Origin of the sequence: Phytohabitans kaempferiae (assembly GCF_042433955.1) — a bacterium.
Taxonomy (GTDB): domain Bacteria; phylum Actinomycetota; class Actinomycetes; order Mycobacteriales; family Micromonosporaceae; genus Phytohabitans; species Phytohabitans kaempferiae.
In genome coordinates this window covers 80,018-97,333 of sequence record NZ_JBHLUH010000031.1, presented here as the reverse complement: position 1 = coordinate 97,333, position 17,316 = coordinate 80,018, and the positions used below count along the sequence as shown (strand labels likewise).

Annotated in this window: 14 protein-coding genes; 10 read left to right on the top strand and 4 right to left on the bottom strand. The window is 75.2% G+C overall.

The features are described 5' to 3' along the window. Positions 1-684 (bottom strand): RICIN domain-containing protein (locus ACFFIA_RS17350; protein ID WP_377252156.1); only part of this gene is annotated, 684 nt, incomplete at its 3' end. A 319-nt stretch (positions 685-1,003) separates the two neighbouring features. Here ACFFIA_RS17350 and ACFFIA_RS17345 point away from each other — a divergent pair. Together ACFFIA_RS17345 and ACFFIA_RS17340 are read left to right on the top strand one after the other, a co-directional pair. Continuing rightward, entirely contained in the window at positions 1,004-1,663 is a 660-nt protein-coding gene (locus ACFFIA_RS17345) for a response regulator transcription factor (RefSeq protein ID WP_377252154.1), read from the top strand. A gap of 15 nt (positions 1,664-1,678) precedes the next feature. Next, complete coding sequence (locus ACFFIA_RS17340; protein ID WP_377252151.1) at positions 1,679-3,112, top strand: sensor histidine kinase; 1,434 nt, start codon at positions 1,679-1,681, stop codon at positions 3,110-3,112. Here the strand turns inward: ACFFIA_RS17340 and ACFFIA_RS17335 are convergent. Beyond that, positions 3,102-4,031 (bottom strand): TAXI family TRAP transporter solute-binding subunit, encoded by a 930-nt coding sequence (locus ACFFIA_RS17335; RefSeq protein ID WP_377252148.1) that lies wholly within the window; start codon positions 4,029-4,031, stop codon positions 3,102-3,104. The two genes, ACFFIA_RS17340 and ACFFIA_RS17335, sit on opposite strands and share 11 nt — an antisense overlap. Positions 4,032-4,210: 179 nt before the next feature. Between ACFFIA_RS17335 and ACFFIA_RS17330 the strand changes: the two genes are divergently transcribed. The 4 genes from ACFFIA_RS17330 to ACFFIA_RS17315 are packed head-to-tail and all read left to right on the top strand — an operon-like array spanning position 4,211 to position 9,905. Beyond that, positions 4,211-4,906: a hypothetical protein gene (locus ACFFIA_RS17330; protein WP_377252146.1), complete on the top strand. Its 696-nt coding sequence runs from the start codon at positions 4,211-4,213 to the stop codon at positions 4,904-4,906. Between the two features lie 57 nt (positions 4,907-4,963). Beyond that, positions 4,964-8,092: an AfsR/SARP family transcriptional regulator gene (locus tag ACFFIA_RS17325; protein WP_377252144.1), complete on the top strand. Its 3,129-nt coding sequence runs from the start codon at positions 4,964-4,966 to the stop codon at positions 8,090-8,092. Between the two features lie 56 nt (positions 8,093-8,148). Next, complete coding sequence (locus ACFFIA_RS17320; RefSeq protein ID WP_377252142.1) at positions 8,149-9,114, top strand: ATP-binding cassette domain-containing protein; 966 nt, start codon at positions 8,149-8,151, stop codon at positions 9,112-9,114. A 35-nt stretch (positions 9,115-9,149) separates the two neighbouring features. Further along, complete coding sequence (locus tag ACFFIA_RS17315; protein WP_377252140.1) at positions 9,150-9,905, top strand: ABC transporter permease; 756 nt, start codon at positions 9,150-9,152, stop codon at positions 9,903-9,905. Between the two features lie 173 nt (positions 9,906-10,078). On the opposite strand, the gene ACFFIA_RS17310 is transcribed toward ACFFIA_RS17315, so the two are convergent. Next, a complete protein-coding gene (locus ACFFIA_RS17310; RefSeq protein ID WP_377252138.1) occupies positions 10,079-12,094 on the bottom strand; it encodes a copper-translocating P-type ATPase in 2,016 nt (671 codons plus the stop codon). Between the two features lie 63 nt (positions 12,095-12,157). Here ACFFIA_RS17310 and ACFFIA_RS17305 point away from each other — a divergent pair, with 63 nt between their 5' ends. The 4 genes from ACFFIA_RS17305 to ACFFIA_RS17290 all read left to right on the top strand — a co-directional run bounded on the left by ACFFIA_RS17305 (position 12,158) and on the right by ACFFIA_RS17290 (position 14,611). Next, entirely contained in the window at positions 12,158-12,457 is a 300-nt protein-coding gene (locus tag ACFFIA_RS17305) for a metal-sensitive transcriptional regulator (RefSeq protein WP_377252136.1), read from the top strand. Between the two features lie 70 nt (positions 12,458-12,527). Then, the gene (locus tag ACFFIA_RS17300) at positions 12,528-13,277 is read left to right on the top strand and encodes a class I SAM-dependent methyltransferase (RefSeq protein WP_377252134.1); all 750 of its coding nucleotides are present in this window, start codon (positions 12,528-12,530) and stop codon (positions 13,275-13,277) included. Positions 13,278-13,541: 264 nt separating this feature from the next. After that, positions 13,542-14,117: an RNA polymerase sigma factor gene (locus tag ACFFIA_RS17295; RefSeq protein WP_377252132.1), complete on the top strand. Its 576-nt coding sequence runs from the start codon at positions 13,542-13,544 to the stop codon at positions 14,115-14,117. Positions 14,118-14,125: 8 nt separating this feature from the next. Continuing rightward, positions 14,126-14,611: a hypothetical protein gene (locus tag ACFFIA_RS17290; protein ID WP_377252130.1), complete on the top strand. Its 486-nt coding sequence runs from the start codon at positions 14,126-14,128 to the stop codon at positions 14,609-14,611. A gap of 54 nt (positions 14,612-14,665) precedes the next feature. Here the strand turns inward: ACFFIA_RS17290 and ACFFIA_RS17285 are convergent, their stop codons facing one another. After that, positions 14,666-17,272, bottom strand: a complete 2,607-nt coding sequence (locus ACFFIA_RS17285) for a CHAT domain-containing protein (protein ID WP_377252128.1) — start codon at positions 17,270-17,272, stop codon at positions 14,666-14,668. Between the last annotated feature and the right edge of the window lie 44 nt (positions 17,273-17,316).

Genomic DNA, 17,316 nt, shown 5'->3' with positions numbered 1-17,316 from the left:
CCGGGTCAGCGTGAACAACAACGTGTCCGGCGCGGACGCCAAACCCCCCAACGTCCGTGAACGCCGCATCGTGATCGTGTTGTTCCACGTCGTCGTGGCCAGGTAGTAGTAGCCGTTGTAATGCGTCAACCACGGATCCGGACCACGCAACTTGATCGGATTCGTGAAGGTACGCGTGCCCGTACCCCCGTCGGTGTAGCCGGGCAGGCGCCACAGGCGGGCGGCGGCCGTGGCGCACGGCAGTTGCACCAGGCGGTTGTCGGTCGCCGGGGCGACGCACTTGCCGGAGTGGGTCGCGACGATCTGGAACGCGCCGGACGTCTGCTGGAGCCGGAACCGCTGATTGGTGCCGGTGTGGCAGGCGTACTGGATGACGGTGGCGTTGTCCGCGCTGGACGCGCCGGTCACGTCGACGCAGCTGCCGGCCGTGAGCGTGCGGATCGTGTACGTGGCGGCGACCCCGGCCACGGGTGTGAACGTGAACGTCTGGCGCGCGCCGGCGCCGCAGGCGGCCTGGCCGAGCTGGAGCGCGCTGGTCGAGGCGCCGCCGGGCACCTCGGCGCACGTGCCGGCGGCGTGGTTGACGACCGTGCTGGTGAAGGTGACCTCGGCGGACGCCGGGGCGGCGGGGACGACGATCCCGGCGACCAGGACCGCGAGGAAGATGACAGGCAAGCGGGGCACTCGACATCACATTCCATCCAGGATGGTGGATCGCCCGGCTAGTCGGCTGAACTTTATCCGATCGGAGACGCGCCGCGATAGCCCTGCCCCCGTTATCTTCCCGTGACCTACCTTGCCGGGAGCGGGCCGGGCCGGTCGGCTAGCGTGGCGCCCAGGATGCAGGCGGGTGCACACCTCCCCCCGAAACACTCATGAGCTAGATTCCGGCCGGTCGGGACGAGTCTCGTCGGCCTGGACCGCGCGGTGTGCGCCCACCCCTCACCGCAAGGGGAGGCCGAACGAGAGTCGTGAGCACGTGACGGGCGATGGGCGGAAGCCGATGCGGATTCTCCTCGTGGAGGATGACCGCCGTGTGACGGCGGTCATGACGTCGATGCTGCAACGGCGCGGCTACGAGGTGGAGCACGCCGCGACCGCCACCGCGGCGTTGGCCGCCGCCCCGTGCGACCTCGTCCTGCTCGACCTCAACCTGCCCGACGGCGACGGCGTCGACGTGTGCCGCGCGCTGCGCGCCCGCAGCGAGCACCTCGGCATCATCGCGGTCACCGCCCGCGCCGAGGAGCGCGACCGGGTCAACGGCCTGCGCGTGGGCGCCGACGACTACGTGGTCAAGCCGTTCTCGATGGCCGAGCTCCAGGCCCGCATCGAGGCGCTGCTGCGCCGGGCCGCCCGCCACACGCCGCCGCGCGAGGTGGTCGAGGTCGGGCCGCTGCGGATCGACCACTCCGCCCGCACGGTGCACCTGCGCGAGCGGGCGGTGAGCCTGACCCGCAAGGAGTTCGACATCCTCGCCTCGCTCGCCCGCCAGCCCGGCGTCGCCGTCACCCGCGAGCGCATCCTGCTCGACGTCTGGCAGACCACCTGGTCCGGCCGGCACACGCTCGAGGTGCACGTGGCATCCCTGCGGGCCAAGCTCGGCGAGCCAAACCTGGTGCAGACCGTGCGGGGCGTCGGCTACCGCCTGCGCACCACCGAGTAGGCAGGGCGGGGGGTTGTGCGCCGGCGACTCGTGAGCACGTACGTGCTGCTCCTCTGCATGGTGCTGCTCGCGCTCGAGGTGCCGCTCGCCGTCTCGCTGACCAACCGCGAGACGCAGCGGGTGATGGCCGACCGTCTCGCCGACGCGACCCGGTTCGCCGCGCTGGCCGCTCCGGCCCTGCGCAACGACGAGTTCGACCAGGTGAAGGCCGAGCTGCGCCGCTACCACGAGCTGTACGGCATCGCGTCCGTGCTGCTCGACCAGGACCAGGGGGTCAAGAGCGTCTTCGGCGGGCCGCTGCCGGCCGACGACCGGATGGAGCCGGCGATCCGCGGCGCGCTCGCCGGCCGCCAGGTGGGCTCGCCGACGACGCTCTGGCCCTGGTCGCCCGAGCCGCTGATCGTCGCGGTGCCGGTCAACGACGGGAGCGCCGTCCTCGGCACGGTCGTCACGATCTCGCCCACCAGCCGCAACCGGCACGCGGTGATCTCGTCGTGGCTGGAGCTGGGGCTGCTCGGCCTGCTCGCGGTCGTCGCCTGCGTGGTCACCGCGCTGCGGATGGCCGGCTGGGTACTGAGACCGGTGATCCGGCTCGACGCGGTCGCGCACGAGATCGCGGCCGGCGACAGCCTCGCGCGTGTGCAGCCCGAGCACGGCCCGCCCGAGCTGAGACGGATGTCCGCCAGCTTCAACGAGATGGCGGACGCGGTCGCCGAGTCGCTCGAACGGCAGCGCTCCTTCGTCGCGCACGCCAGCCACCAGCTCCGTAACCCGCTCACCGTGCTGCGGCTACGCGTGGAGGACCTGGGCACCAACCTCGTCGACGACGAGACCGCCCGCGCCGACCACGAGATCGCGCTTGCCGAGACCGACCGGCTGGCCGACGTGCTCGACGGCCTGCTCGCGCTGGCCCGCGCCGAGCGGGGGCAGAAGCGGGACGAGGTGGTCGACGCGGTCGAGGTCGCGCGCGACCGGTGGCTGGCCTGGCGGCCGATGACCGAGCGGCGCGGCGTCGACCTGGTCACGCTCGTGCCCGACCGGCCGCTGTACACCCGCCACGTCGCCACCGCGCTCGACCAGTCGCTGGACGCGCTCATCGACAACGCGCTGAAGTTCACGCCCACCGGCGGGCGGGTCGAGATCGAGGTCGCCGCCCGCGAGGGCGGGGTCGAGGTGGTCGTACGCGACAACGGCTGCGGCATGACCGAGGAGCAGTACCAGCTCGCCACCGAGCGCTTCTGGCGGGCGCCCGACGCGCAGAACGTGGAGGGCGCCGGGCTCGGCCTGCCGATCGTGACCGTGCTCGTGGAGGCGTCCGGCGGGCGCCTCACGCTCGGCCCGGCGCGGCCGCACGGGCTGGAGGCGCGGATGTGGTTTCCGGCGGCACCGGCGCCCGCCCCGCGGCCGGAGCCCGCGCCCGGCGCTCCCGCGGACCGGGCTACGGTTTGACCGACTTGAAGTAGTCGGCCGCGCCGGGATGCAGCGGCACGGGCAGCGTGGCGACCGCCGAGCGGATGTCGAGCCGCTCCGCCGCGGGGTGCGCCACGGCCAGCACGTCGCGCCGCTCCAGCAGCATGCGGGCCAGGTCGAAGGCGAGGTCGTCGGCCATCGAGCGGGGCACAACGAGGAAGTTGGGCACCGCGAGCGTGGAGACCGGCGGCAGCTGGTAGGTGGAGGCCGGCACGTCGCGCACCACGTACACGTCGCTGTACTCCTTGCGCATCGCGCTGACCCACTTGGCGAGGTCGACGATCCGCGTGCGGGTATTGCCGCTGAGCTGCTTGATGCCGGTCACCGGCAGACCGCCGGAGAAGAAGAACGCGTCGATGCCGCCGGTCGAGAGGGCCCGGAGCGAGTCGTCGAGGTTGAGCTTCTCCTGCGTGACGACGCCGGGCTGGCCCATGCCCGCCACCGTGAGCAGCCGCCCGACCGTCACGCCGGTGCCGGAGCCGGACGCGCCCACCGACACGCGCCGGCCGCGCAGGTGGTCGAGGGACTTGATCGGGCTGTCGTCGCGCACGACCAGGTGGAGCAGGTCGTCGTAGACCCGGGCGAGCGCGGCGATCCGCGGGTCGGGCGTGGTGCCGGTCACCAGGATGTCGGCCTGTGTGAAACCTATCTCCGCCTGGTCGTTGCTGATCAGCTCTACGTTTTCGGCGGACGCGGCGGTCACCATCGTGGTCGCCTCGACGCCCGGCAGCTCCTGCTCGATGATGCCGGCCAGGGCGGTGCCGACCGCGTAGTAGACGGCGGTGGGACTGCCCGTGGCGATGCGGATGTGTCGCTTTTCCGGACTGCCGCCCACACAGCCCGTGAGCGCCGTGGCGGCGAAGGCGGACAGCCCCGACAACAGAGTGCGGCGTGCCACACGGCGACGCCGGAGAGGCTGTGTCTGGGAGGTCACCCCGCGTCCCTCTCGACGGTGTGGCCCGTATGCACTTCGGTCCGGTCCGCGCAAGTTTCCCTCAAGTGTTCCTCGCCGGTGTACCGGCCGAACGGGCGGATCAGCGACGGTAGTCGCGTAACGGCGGGGAAGGGGATGGGCTGATGATCGACGATCGGGTACGCGCGGCACAAACACCGCTCGATGCCGTCGTCCCCGTGGACGTGCTGCCCGCCGCCTTCGAGGCCACCAGCCTCATCCAGTGCACCGACGTCAGCCGCGTGCCCGGCCGGCGGCGCCCCGAGTGGCGTACCGGCCTGACGATGGCGCCGCTGGTGCCGCCCGCAGTCGCCGAGTTCGACCACGAGGAGGCGGCCAGGCGCCTCGCCACGCTCCTGGGCGACCTGGGCTTCGCCGCCGGGCACGAGGTTACGACGGGGGGCGGGCGGCGTCGCTACCAGGTGCAGCGCGTGGTCGTACCGGCGGCCGAGCGGGACGGCACGCACCGGCTGCTCGCCACCGCCTGGCGCCAGGGCCGCCGCGCGCTGCTCGGCACCGACCCGATCGGCCCCTCGTCGCCGCGGAACGCCCAGCGCGTGACCCTGGCCCGGGCCGCCTGGCGGGCCGCGCTGCTCGCCGGCGGCCGCCGTCTCCGCGCCGACTCCCTGGGGGTACGCCTCGGCGACCAGGAGATGGCCGCGGTGCTGGTGCGCGCGGCCCGCCTGCTCGGCGTGACCGCCGGCGTGATGAGCCGCCCCGGCTGCCTGCTCGTGACGGTCGCCGACATCGACCAGCGCACGCGGGTGCTGCGTACGCTCAACACCGCCCGCCCGGCCGCCCGCGTGCCCGCCCTCGTCTGAGCGCCGCCCGGCGCGCGCCACCGCCTGGGCGGATCGGGCGTGGGGGAGGATGTACCCGTGCGGTACGGGGTGCTCGGGGCGGTGCAGGTGCTCGGCGCGGGCGGGGTGGCGCTCCCCGTCGGCGGTCCGCGCGCCCGGGCGCTGCTCGTGCTCCTGCTGCTCGACGCGGGGCGGATCGTGCCGGCCGAGCGGCTGATCGACGGCCTGTACGGGGACAGCCCGCCCGCCGGCGCCGCCAACGCCCTCCAGTCCCAGATTTCCCGGCTGCGCCAGACCCTGGGGGAGTACGCGCCGATCGAGTTCCACCCCGCCGGCTACCGGCTCGCGGTGGAGCCGGACGAGGTCGACGCGCACCGGTTCGTCCGGTTGGCCGCCGAGGGGCAGCGGGCGCTCGGCGCGGGCGACCTGGCCGGGGCGGCCGCGACCCTGCGCGAGGCCCTCGACCTGTGGCGGGGCCCGGCGCTGGTCGACGCGCCGCACGCCGCCGCGCGGGCGGCCCGCATCGAGGAGCTGCGGCTGACCGCCGTGGAAGACCGGATCGACGCCGAGCTGGGGCTCGGGGCCGGCTCGGGGCAGGAGGTCGCCGAGCTGCGCGACCTGGTCGGCGCGCATCCGCTGCGGGAGCGGCCGAGGGCGCAGCTGATGCGCGCGCTGTACGCGGCGGGCCGGCCGGCGGAGGCGCTGGCGGCGTACGAGGAGGCGCGCCGGGTCTTCGCCGACGAGCTGGGCACCGACCCCTCGCCGGAGATGGCCGCGCTGCACGTCGCCATCCTGCGCGACGAGGTGGCCCGGCCGCCAGGGCTGCCCGGCCAGTTCACCAGCTTCGTGGGGCGCGACGAGGAGCTGCGCCGGGTCGGCAAGCTGCTCGGCGAGGCGCGGCTGGTGACGTTGCACGGTCCGGGCGGCGCGGGCAAGACCCGGCTGGCCGTGGAGGCGGCGGGGCGGCAGGAGGGCGAGGTGGTCTTCGTCGACCTGGCCGCGCTCGCCCCGGCCGGGGTCAGGAGCCGTTCTACGGAGAGCGGCGACGAGCGCGGCGGCGACGTGCCGCGGGCGGTGCTCGGCGCGCTCGGGCTTCGGGAGGCGGGGCTGCGCGGGCCGGCCGATCCGCGCGACGTCACCGAGCGGCTGGTCGCCGCGCTCGCCGACCGCCGGCTGCTGATCGTGCTGGACAACTGCGAGCACGTCGTGGAGGAGGCGGCCCGGCTCGCCGCCCGGCTGCTGGCCGCCGCGCCGGGCGTACGCCTGCTCGCCACCAGCCGCGAGCCGCTGGGGCTGACCGGTGAGGCGCTCTGCCCGGTGCTCGGGCTGCCGGTCCCGCCGGCGGGCGCGCCGGCGGAAGACGACGCGGCCGTGGCGATGGCGGGAGGGGCGTACGCCGCGGTGCGCCTCTTCGCCGACCGGGCCGCCGACGCCGTGCCCGGCTTCGCGCTCGATGACTCCACTGTGGACGATGTGCTGCGCGTCTGCCGTACCCTCGACGGCCTGCCCCTCGCCATCGAGCTGGCCGCGGCGCGCCTGCGGGCGCTGCCGCTCGCGGAGGTCGCGGCCCGTCTCGACGACCGGTTCCGGCTGCTCACCCGGGGCAGCCGCGCCGCGCGGCCCCGTCACCAGACCCTCCGCGCGGTGGTGGAGTGGAGCTGGGACCTGCTTGACGAGGCGGAGCGGCGGCTCGCCCGGCGGCTGACCGTGTTCGCCGGCGGGGCCACGCTCGACGCCGTCGAGCGGGTCTGTGGTGCCGACATCGACGTGCTGGCGAGCCTCGTCGACAAGTCTCTGGTGGTCGCGGCCGGCGGGCGGTACCGGATGCTGGAGACCGTGCGCGCCTTCTGCGCCGAGCGGCTGGCCGAGGCCGGGGAGGCGGCGGAGCTGCGGCGGGCGCACGGCGCGTACTTCCTGGACCTGGCCCGCACCGCCGACCCCCACCTGCGCCGCGCGGAGCAGCTGGAGTGGCTGCGCCGGCTCGACGGCGAGCGGGACAACCTGCACGCCGCGCTGCGCCGCGCGGTCGACGACGACCCGTCCACGGGCATGCGCCTGCTCTCCGCGCTCTCCTTCTACTGGTGGCTGCGCGGCCTGCGCACCGAGGGGGCGGTGCTCGCCGCGCGGCTGCTCGCGGCGGTCGGGCCGGAGGCGCCGGAGGGGCTGCTGGAGGAGTACGCGATCTGCGGCATCACCGCCCACCTCGGCGGCACGGCCGAGCCGGACGCGCCGCTGGGCCTGTGGGCCACCGAGGTGATCATGCCGGCGCTGCACGGGCCGCCGCGGCAGCCGTTCGTGCTGTACCTCTCCGCCATGACCACCGGTCCGCCCGAGGGCGGGCCGCTCTCCGTCCCCGAGATGGTCGAGCGGTGGGGCGACATCTTCGGCCGCGACCCGTGGATCCACGCGCTCGGCGCGCTCGGCGTGGGGCTGATGCTCCTGTTCCACCAGCGCAGGGCGGAGGCGGAGGTGGAGGTCGCCACGTCGCTCGCCCACTTCCGGGCGCTGGGCGAGCGGTGGGGCATGATGCTGGCGCTGTCGGCCACGGCCGAGTTCGCCGACATGCGCGGCGACCACGCGGCCGCCGCCGCGCCGATGAGCGAGGCGCTGCGCCTCGCCGAGGAGCTGGGCTCGGCCGTCGACATCGCCGACCTGCTGCGTACCCGTGGCGACGGGCGGCTCGCCGCCGACGACCGCGAGGGCGCGCGGGCCGACTTCGAGCGTGCGGCCGCGCTCGCCCGTCGGGCCGGCGCGACCGAGTCGGTGGCCGCCGCGCACCTGGGGCTGGCCGAGGTGGCCCGCCACGCGGGCGACCTCGCGACCGCCCGGCGGTGGTGCGAGCAGGCGCTCGCCGAGTGCCCGAGCGGCTGGTTCAGCGCCGACGCGACCCGGTTCGGGGTGCTGCTGGCGCTCGGCGGGATCAGCGAGGCGGAGGGCGACGCGGCGGCCGCCGGCGACTGGTACCGCCGGGCGGTGGCCGGCACCGCCGGCATCCGCGCGCTGCCCACGCTCGCCGACGCGGTCGACGGCCTGGTCCGGCTCTCCACCGGCGAGCGGGCGGCGCTGCTGCTCGGCGCGGCGGCGGCCCTGGATCTGCTGCCGGTGGAGGAGGCCCGCGCCCGGGCCGGCGCCGACCACGCGGCGGCGGTGGCGAAGGGCGCGGCGATGACGCGGGCGGAGGCGATGGCGGCGCTGTCCGCCCGCTGACGGCCCCGTCAGCGGACGGTGCGTGGGCGGTCAGCGCCGCCCGGCACCGTTGCGGCATGACGACACAACCCCCCGCGGTGGTCGCCGAGGACCTGCGCAAGCGGTACGGCGCGACCAACGCCCTGGACGGGTTCCACCTCACCGTGCCGGCCGGCACGGTGTGCGGGATCCTCGGCCCGAACGGCGCCGGCAAGACCACCGCCGTACGGGTCCTCTCCACGCTGGTCCGCCTCGACAGCGGGCGGGCGTGGGTCGCCGGCCACGACGTGGCACGCCAGCCCGAGCGGGTACGCGGCGCGATCGGGCTCACCGGCCAGTACGCGGCGGTCGACGACATCCTCTCCGGCCGCCAGAACCTGATCCTCTTCGGCCGCCTCCACCACCTGCGGCCGAGCGCGGCGAAGCGGCGGGCGGACGAGCTGCTGGAGCGGTTCGGGCTGGTGGACGCGGCGGACAAGTCGGCCAAGGACTACTCCGGCGGCATGCGGCGCCGGCTCGACCTGGCGGCCAGCCTCATCCGTACGCCGCAGGTGCTCTTCCTGGACGAGCCGACCACCGGGCTCGACCCGCGCAGCCGCAACCAGCTCTGGGACGCGGTGCGCGAGCTGGTGGCGGGCGGGACGACGGTGCTGCTGACCACGCAGTACCTGGAGGAGGCGGACCATCTCGCCGACCGCATCTCCGTGGTCGACCACGGGCAGGTGGTCGCCGAGGGTACCTCCGACGAGCTGAAGAGCAAGATCGGCGCGGACCGCATCGAGGTGGTCGTGCGGGACGCGGCGGACCTGGGCGACACGGCCCGGCTCGTCGGCCGCGCCAGCACCGCCCGCCCGGAGATCGACGAGGACGTGCGCAAGGTGAGCGCGCCGGTCCTGGACCGGGTCGCCGCCCTCGGCGAGGTCATGGCGGCCCTCCAGGCCGAGCGCATCACGGTCGAGGACATCGGGGTACGGCGGCCGACGCTCGACGAGGCGTTCCTCCAGATCACCGGACATCGCGCGAGTGAGGGGGCGGGACAGTGACGTCGCTGCGCTGGGGACTGGCGGACGGGTGGACGATGACCCGCCGCAACATGGCGCACGTGGTGCGCGCCCCCGAGGAGATCGTCATCTACTTCAGCCTGCCGATCATGTTCGTGCTCGTCTTCGGGTACGTCTTCGGCAGCGGCATGGCCATCCCCGGCGGCGGCAACTACCGGGAGTACCTGCTGCCCGGCGTCTTCGTGATGACCATGCTGTACGGCCTCGGCGCGACCGCCACCGGCATCGCCGTTGACGTCAGCCGGGGCGTGGTGGACCGCTTCCGCTCCATCGACATGGCCCGCTCGGCGCTGCTGGTCGGGCGCAGCGGGGCCGACCTGCTCCGCGCGGTACTGGAGATGGCCACGCTGATCGTGTGCGGTCTGCTGGTCGGCTGGCAGTGGCGCAACGGCGTCCTCGACGCGCTCGCCGCGGTGGGGCTGGTACTGCTGCTCCGGTTCGCGCTGACCTGGGTCGGCATCTACTTTGGACTGATCGTGCCCAACCCGGACACGGTCGCGGTGATCGTCTTCCCGGTCGCGTTCCCGCTGACGGCGCTCTCCAACGTGTTCGTGTCGCCCGAGCTGATGCCGGACTGGCTCGGCGCGATCTCGTCGTGGAACCCGCTCTCCGCCACCGTCGCGGCCATCCGGGAGCTCTTCGGCAACCCGGGCACGGGCGGCGACTCGTGGGTCGCGCAGAACCCGCTGCTGCTGGCGATCCTGTGGCCGGTGCTGCTCATCGCGATCTTCGCCCCGCTGGCGGTGCGGCGCTACCAGCGGCTGAGCCGCTGAGATCTCGACAATTTCCCTGACTTTGCTGCCTCCCGTCGCGAGGAGGCAGCAAAGTCCGTGATTTTGCTGTTACGCGCCCGGGCGGATCGTGGGCCGCGGAGGGTGAGGCCGCGGGAGCGGCGGTCTGGAGCACGACGGGCATCGCGGTAGCCCAGAGTTTTTCGCGCCGCGCGCTACTCGGGGGTCAGCGTCACGCGGCGAAGGAGCTGGGCGTTGAGCGCGACCACGATGGTGGAGGCACTCATCAGCACCGCTCCAACTGCCGGGCTGAGCGTGAGCCCGGCCCAGCCCAGCACGCCGGCCGCGAGCGGGATCGCCACGACGTTGTAGCCGGCGGCCCAGGCGAGGTTCTGCACCATCTTGCGGTACGAGGCCCGGGAGAGCCGGATCACGCCGGTGACCCCGCGCGGGTCGGACGAGGCGAGCACCACACCGGCCGACTCGATGGCCACGTCGGTGCCGGCGCCGATCGCGATGCCCACGTCGGCGCGGGCCAGGGCGGGCGCGTCGTTGACCCCGTCGCCGACCATCGCCACACGGTTGCCACGCTCCTGGAGCTCGGCGACCGCGCGGTCCTTGTCGGCCGGGAGCACCTCGGCGAAGACCTCGTCCAGCCCCAGCGCATCGCCGACCGACTCGGCCACCGCGCGGGCGTCGCCGGTGATCATCGCGACCTTGCGGACGCCCTCCCGGCGGAGCTGGGCGATGGCCTCCCGCGCCTCGGGGCGTACCTCGTCCTCCAGCGCGAGCGCGCCGACCACGCGCGGCTCGGGGCCGTCGAGGCGGACGAGGTGCAGCACGGCCGCGCCCCGGCGGGCCCACTTCTCGGCCTCTGCGGTGAGGTCGTCGGGGACCGCCGCGCCCAGCTCTCTGAGCAGGGCCGGGCCGCCCACCGCGTATCCGGTGCCGTCGATCGTGGCCCGCACGCCCCGCCCGGTGAGGGAGCGGAAGTCGCTGGCCGGCGCGGGACGGTCGGCGGCGGCGACGATGGCGCGGGCGAGTGGATGCTCGCTGTCGGCCTCGACCCCGGCGGCCAGCCGGAGCACGTCGTCGCGGCCGGCGCCGGCGGTGGCGGCGACGCCGGTGACCTTGTGCGCGCCCCGGGTGAGCGTGCCGGTCTTGTCGAAGAGCACCGCGTCGACCGTGCGCATCCGCTCCAGCGCGAGCCGGTCCTTGACCAGGATGCCGGCCTTGGCGGAGACCGCCGTGGAGAGGGCGATCACCAGGGGGATGGCCAGGCCGAGGGCGTGCGGGCAGGCGATGACAAGGACCGTCACCGTGCGGACGACCGCCTCGTCCAGGTCGCCGGAGACCCACCACGCCGCGAACGTGAGCACGCCCGCGGCGGTCGCGACGTAGAAGAGCATCGCCGCGAACCGGTCGGCCAGCACCTGCGCCCGCCCGGCCGACGACTGCGCCTGGGCGACCAGGCGCTGGATGCCGGCGAGCGCGGTGTCCTCGCCGACGGCGTCGACCCGCACGCGGATGGCCGAGTCGGTGGCGACCGTGCCGGCGACGACCCGGTCGCCCACCTGCCGGGGCACCGGGCGGGACTCGCCGGTGATCATCGCCTCGTCCAGCTCGGCGGCGCCGTCGACGATCCGGCCGTCGGCGGGGACCCGGCCGCCGGAGCGGACCAGCACGACGTCGCCGGGCTGGAGCCGGGACGTGGACACCTTCTCCCCGCTGGCCAGCTCCGCCTCGTCGGGCAGCAGCGCGGCCAGTGCCGAGAGCGCGCCCTGGGCCTGGCCGATCGCCTTCATCTCCTGCCAGTGGCCGAGCAGCATGATCGTGACGAGCGCGGCCAGCTCCCACCAGAAGTCCAGGTCGAAGGCGCCGAGCGCGGTGGCGATCGAGGCCACGTACGCCACGGCGATCGCCATCGAGATCAGCAGCATCATGCCGGGCGCGCGGTCGCGGAGCTCGCGCACGCCGCCGACCAGGAACGGCCAGCCGCCGTAGAAGAAGACGAACGAGCCGAGGACGGGGCCGACCCAGCCGACGCCGGGGAAGTCGAGCGTGTAGCCGAACCAGTCCATGACCATCTCGCTGGTCAGCACGACCGGCACGGTGAGCGCGAGGCTCAGCCAGAATTTGCGGCGGAACATCTCCGGGTCGTGCCCCGCGTGCTTGTCGTGACCGTGCCCGCCGTGATGCTCCTGGTTGTGGTCTCCGTGGCCGTGGTCCATGCCTGTACTATACCCCCCTAGGGTATCTGGGGCGAGTACGATGGGTGGCCGGGAGAGGATGACATGGACGACACTCACGCACACCACGGCTACATCCACCAGAAGGACGACTACCTGAAGCGGCTGCGGCGCATCGAGGGTCAGGCGCGCGGGCTGCAGCGGATGGTCGAGGAGGAGAAGTACTGCATCGACATCCTGACCCAGGTGTCGGCGATGACGAAGGCACTCCAGTCGGTCGCGCTCGGGCTGCTCGAAGAGCACCTGAGCCACTGCGTCGCGCAGGCGGCGGCGTCCGGTGGCCCCGAGGCCGAGGAGAAGATCCGCGAGGCGTCCGACGCCATCGCCCGGCTGGTCCGCTCATAGGCTCGTGCGGCCCGGTGCGGCCGGGCGTAATTGAGCGGCGGAGCGGGCGCCCGGCCGGCAGGCTGTCCGGGTGACGACGTTCGACGAGTTGGTCGAGGAGGGGGCCCGCGCGCCCGTCGAGGGGTGGGACTTCGCCTGGTTCGCGGGGCGGGCCACCGAGGAGCGGCCGCCCTGGGGGTACGCCCGGCTGATCGGTCGCCGGATGGCCGGGGCCGCCGCCGGGCTCGACGTGCAGACCGGCGGCGGGGAGGTGCTCGCCACCATCCCCACGCCGCCGCCGGTGCTCGCCGCCACCGAGTCGTGGCCGCCCAACGTGGCGCTGGCCCGGCAGCGCCTCGCCCCGCTGGGCGGCGTCGTGCACGAGGTGGCCGACGACGCGGCGTTGCCGTTTCCGGACGGGACGTTCGACCTGGCGGTCAGCCGCCACCCCACCCTCACGGTCTGGGACGAGATCGCCCGCGTGCTGCGGCCCGGCGGGGCGTACCTGTCCCAGCAGATCGGCAACGGCACGATGCGCGAGCTGACCGTGGCGATGATGGGCCCGGTGCCGGTCGGTACGGCCCGCGACACGGGACGCGCGGTGGCCGCCGCCGAGGCCGCCGGGCTGACGGTGGTCGACCTGCGCGAGGTGGCGCTGCGGGCGGAGTTCTTCGACATCGGGGCGGTCGTGCACTTCCTGCGGAAGGTGATCTGGACCGTGCCCGGGTTCACCGTCGAGGCGTACCGCGACCAGCTCCGCGACCTGCACGAGCGGATCCGCGCGGAGGGGTCGTTCGTGGCGCTGAGCCGCCGTTTTCTGATCGAGGCGGTCAAGCGCTGACGGCCGCGGGGCGGGCGGTCCGGCGGCGGGCTCCGGGGGCGCGGGCTTTCTGGCCTGGGGGGATAAATCTGGCGTGCTAGAACGACTGCCGCGAGGTATCGCACACCGGACATGGCGTATCAGCGGCAGGTGCGAAACGCTCATGTCTGCGTGATGCCAAAATCGATCCCGTCCAATCAGCATCGTCCCGGGGCGCGCCGTGGACTTGCCGGTCGGCCGTTCGCGAGAATGGGTCCGGCGATCCGGGGGGACGGGATGGACCCAGTGGCGGAGGCGGATGCGCGCGATCTCGTCGAGCGGGTGCGAGGTGGCGACAACGAGGCGTGGGCGGCGCTGACCGACCGCTACGTCAGCCTCCTCTGGGCGGTGGCGCGGAGCATGCGGCTTTCCGAGGCGGACGCGGCCGACGCGGTGCAGACCACCTGGCTGCGGCTGGTCGAGGCGCTCGACGAGCTGCGCGACCCGGCGCGGGTCGGCGCGTGGCTCGCCACCACGATGCGTCGGGAGTGCCTCGCGGTGCTGCGCCGCCGCTCGCGCGTGGTGGCCGCCGAGGACTGGGACCAGATCGAGGGCGACACGGCCGCGCTCGACGAGGCGCTGCTGCGGCGGGAGCGCGACGCCGCGCTGTGGCGGGCCTTCCGCGGGCTCGGGCCGCGCTGCCAGTCGCTGCTGCGGATGCTCATGGCCGACCCGGCACCGTCCTACGCGGAGGTCTCCGCCGCGCTCGACATGCCGGTCGGCGGCATCGGCCCGACGCGGCGCCGCTGCCTCGACAACCTTCGCAAGATCATGCTGACCGGGGCGCATCCCTTCGAGGCCCCGTCGCCCGGCAACGCGTGAGGATGGCCATGACGACACAGCCCAGCGCCTCCGAGCGGGACGACGACGCGCTCATGGCCGACCTGCGTCGGATCGCCGCCGAGGTGGATCCGGTGCCGCCGGGCGTGATCGCGGCGGCCCGGGCGGCGATCGCCACTCGCCACCTCGACCACGAGCTGGCCACGCTCCTCGCCGACTCGGCCGACGTCGACGCCGGCCTGCTCTTCGAGACCGTGCGTGGCCCGGGGACGGAGAGCCGGCTGCTCACCTACGAGGGCGGCGGCGTGCAGGTCGACGTCGACCTCGGGAGGTCCGGCTCCGGGCTGCGCGTGATCGGCCAGTTCACCGACGAGGTCACCGACTGCGCCGTGGAGGGCGGCGACGGCGGCCGTGTCGAGGTCGACGTCGACGAGCTGGGCCGGTTCGTGGTCGACCTCGTCCCCGCCGGCCCGATCCGGCTGCGTTACCGCGGGGAGGGCGGCCACCTCGTGCGCACCGCGTGGCTCGTCCCATGAGCCGTGCCCCCGCGCGGCCCGCGCCGCGTGCGGGGTGCGGGAGCGGGTGTGAGGTCAGCGCCCCAGGGCGAGGAAGGACAGGGCCGTCGCGACCGTGACCGGGTCGTCGCCGGCGGCCCCGCGCACCGCGAGCAGCGCCTCGGCGAACGACGCGCCGGCGTGCAGCCGCTCGTGGAAGGCGACCATCAGCGGGGCGGTGGCACCGTCGTGCACCGGCACCACGCTGGCCAGGATGCTCGCCGTGCCGAGCGGCACCAGCGCGGTGACCATGCCGAGCAGCTCGTCGGCGGCGACCGTGCCGGCGCTGACCGCACCGGCGACGCCCGACTCGCAGGCGGAGAGCACCAGCCGCAGCGGCGCCCGGCGCAGCCGCCCCAGGTCGTGCACCATCAGTGGCCCGTCGTCCAGCGACAGCGCGGAGAAGAGCGGGTTCTCACCGTGAAACCTGCCGTGCGCGGCGACGTGCGCGGTCCACGCCCCGTCCAGCGCGGCCAGGGTCGCGGCGGCGGTGGCGGTGCCCTCGCCGAGCACCACCGCGTCCGGGTAGACGGCGGCGAGCTGCTTCAGCTCGACCGCGCTGGCGTCCAGCCCCGGGCCGCCCACCAGCGCCACTCGGCGCCGGCGCGGCGCGTGCACGGCACCGGCGCGCAGCCAGGTGGCGGCGGAGGGGGCGACCGCCAGCGGCGTCCCGCGCAGCGCCGGGAGCAGCGCCCACGGCACCGCGTGCAGTTGCGCGGGCGGCACGACGACCACCGGCGCGGCGCCGGCCAGGTCGGCCGCGGCGGGGCCGAGCAGCGCGCGCTGGAGTGCCGCGCCGGCCAGGCCGAGGCGGTCGAGCGCGCCGCGCGGCGCCCGCCCGTGGGCCAGCCGCCGCAGCATGAACCGGGCCAGCTCGACCTCCCGCTCGGCCTCCGCGAGGGACCCGACGGGGTGCGTGCGGACCCGCCGGCCGACGACCGTGGTGGCGTACAGGACGCCGTCGACCGCGGTCAGCTCGGCCAGCCGGTGGTCGCCCAGCCCGCCGAGGAGCGCCGCGAGGTCGGTGCCGGCGAAGCCACCGCCGGCCGGGTCGCCCGCCGCGCGCCGCGTGCGCGCCCGGATCGACGCCTCCAGCGCGCCCCGCTCGTGGTCGAGGCGCGCGGTCGGCGCACCCTCCGCGCGGGCCGCCTCCAGCCGGCGTACGACCGCGCGCAGCGCCCCCAGCTCGGCGACCAGCTCCGGGTCGTCCGGGGGGAGCGCCGGCGGTACGGCGAGCGCGCTGGCCCGCCACCGCTCGGTCCACCGCAGCAGCATCCGAGCGTCGCCTCGCTCGACGGCGTGCCGCAGCGCGATCGCGACCAGCTCGGTGCCGTACGCGGCGGCGTGCGCGCGCAGCTCCGGCGCCCCGAGCGTGCGCTGGTGCTCGCCGGCGGCGACCAGCCCTCGGCGGCAGGCGACCAGCGCGGCGGCGGTGTCGCCCCGCCCCCGTGCCCGCAGCGCCTGGGCGAGCCAGCCGGCCGCGTGGCCGAACGTGGGGCCGATGTGGCGGAAGCGGGCCGCGCGTGCCAGGTGCCGCTCGGCGTCGGCCGCCCGGCCCAGCCCGGCGGCGAGCCGGCCGGCGAGCAGGTGGGCGGCGGGCGCCTCCTCGGCCCGCAGCGCGTCCAGCCGGTGCGCCAGCTCGACCGCCTGCCGCAGGAGGCGGGCGCCGCGCTCGCCGGCCGCGTACCGGGACTGCGCCACCACGAACGACGCGCGGGCGTGCCACCACCGCCGGCCCTGGCGGCGGAAGAGGTCGCGGGCGGCCGCCGCCCGTTTCGACGCCTCCGGGAAGCGCCCCGCGGCGAGTGCCGCCCGCGCGGCCGTGAGGAGCAGCTCGGCGACCTTGGTGCGGTCGCCGCCGGTGCCGGCCCGCCGCACCGCCTCGTCGGCGACGGTGAACGCCTCGCCCGCGAGGCCGGCCGCGAGCAGCACCGCGCACCGGTCGATGGCGAGGTTGGGGCGGGTGACGCCGAGCGCCGCGTAGCGCTCGCCCGCCGCGTCGAGGAAGCCCAGCGCCCGCGGGATGTCGCCGCCCTGGAGGGCGAGGTCGGCGCGGTTGTGCACCGCCATCGCCGACTCCAGCTCCTGCCCGGCGCCGGCCAGGAGGCGCTCGGCGGTGGCGAGGTCGCGGTCGGCGCGGGCGGCCTGCCCCAGCGCGGCGTACACCAGGAAGCGGTGCGTGCGCGAGCGGGCCTCCCACACCGGGTCGCCGCCGCGGCGCAGCAGGTCGATCGCGCGGCGCAGGTCGGCGAGTGCCTCCTCGTACCGCCCGAGCACGCGCAACAGGCTGGCCCGGCGCATCAGCACGCGGCCGGCGAGGACACCGCCCGCGCAGCCCGCGACGGCGGTGTCCAACATGGCCAGTCCTCGCGCCGTACGCCCGGCGAACCCGAGCGTCGCCCCGAGCGTGGCCCGCACGTCGACGGCCCGGTCGGCCGAGGGGGAGCGCTGGGCGGCCCGGAGCGCCGCGCGCAGTTCGGCGATGGCCTCATCGACCCGGCCGGCGTCGCGCAGTACGATCGCCCGCGCCTGATGCGCGATGGAGGCGGTGGTCGGGTCGGGGTGCGTGGCGAGCACCTGCCCGGCCCGGACGATCGCGTCGGCCGGCCGCGACACGGCTAGCGCGAGCAGTGCCTCGTCCACCAGGACATCGTAGGAATTCCATGGAAGCGATGGGGACACCGGGG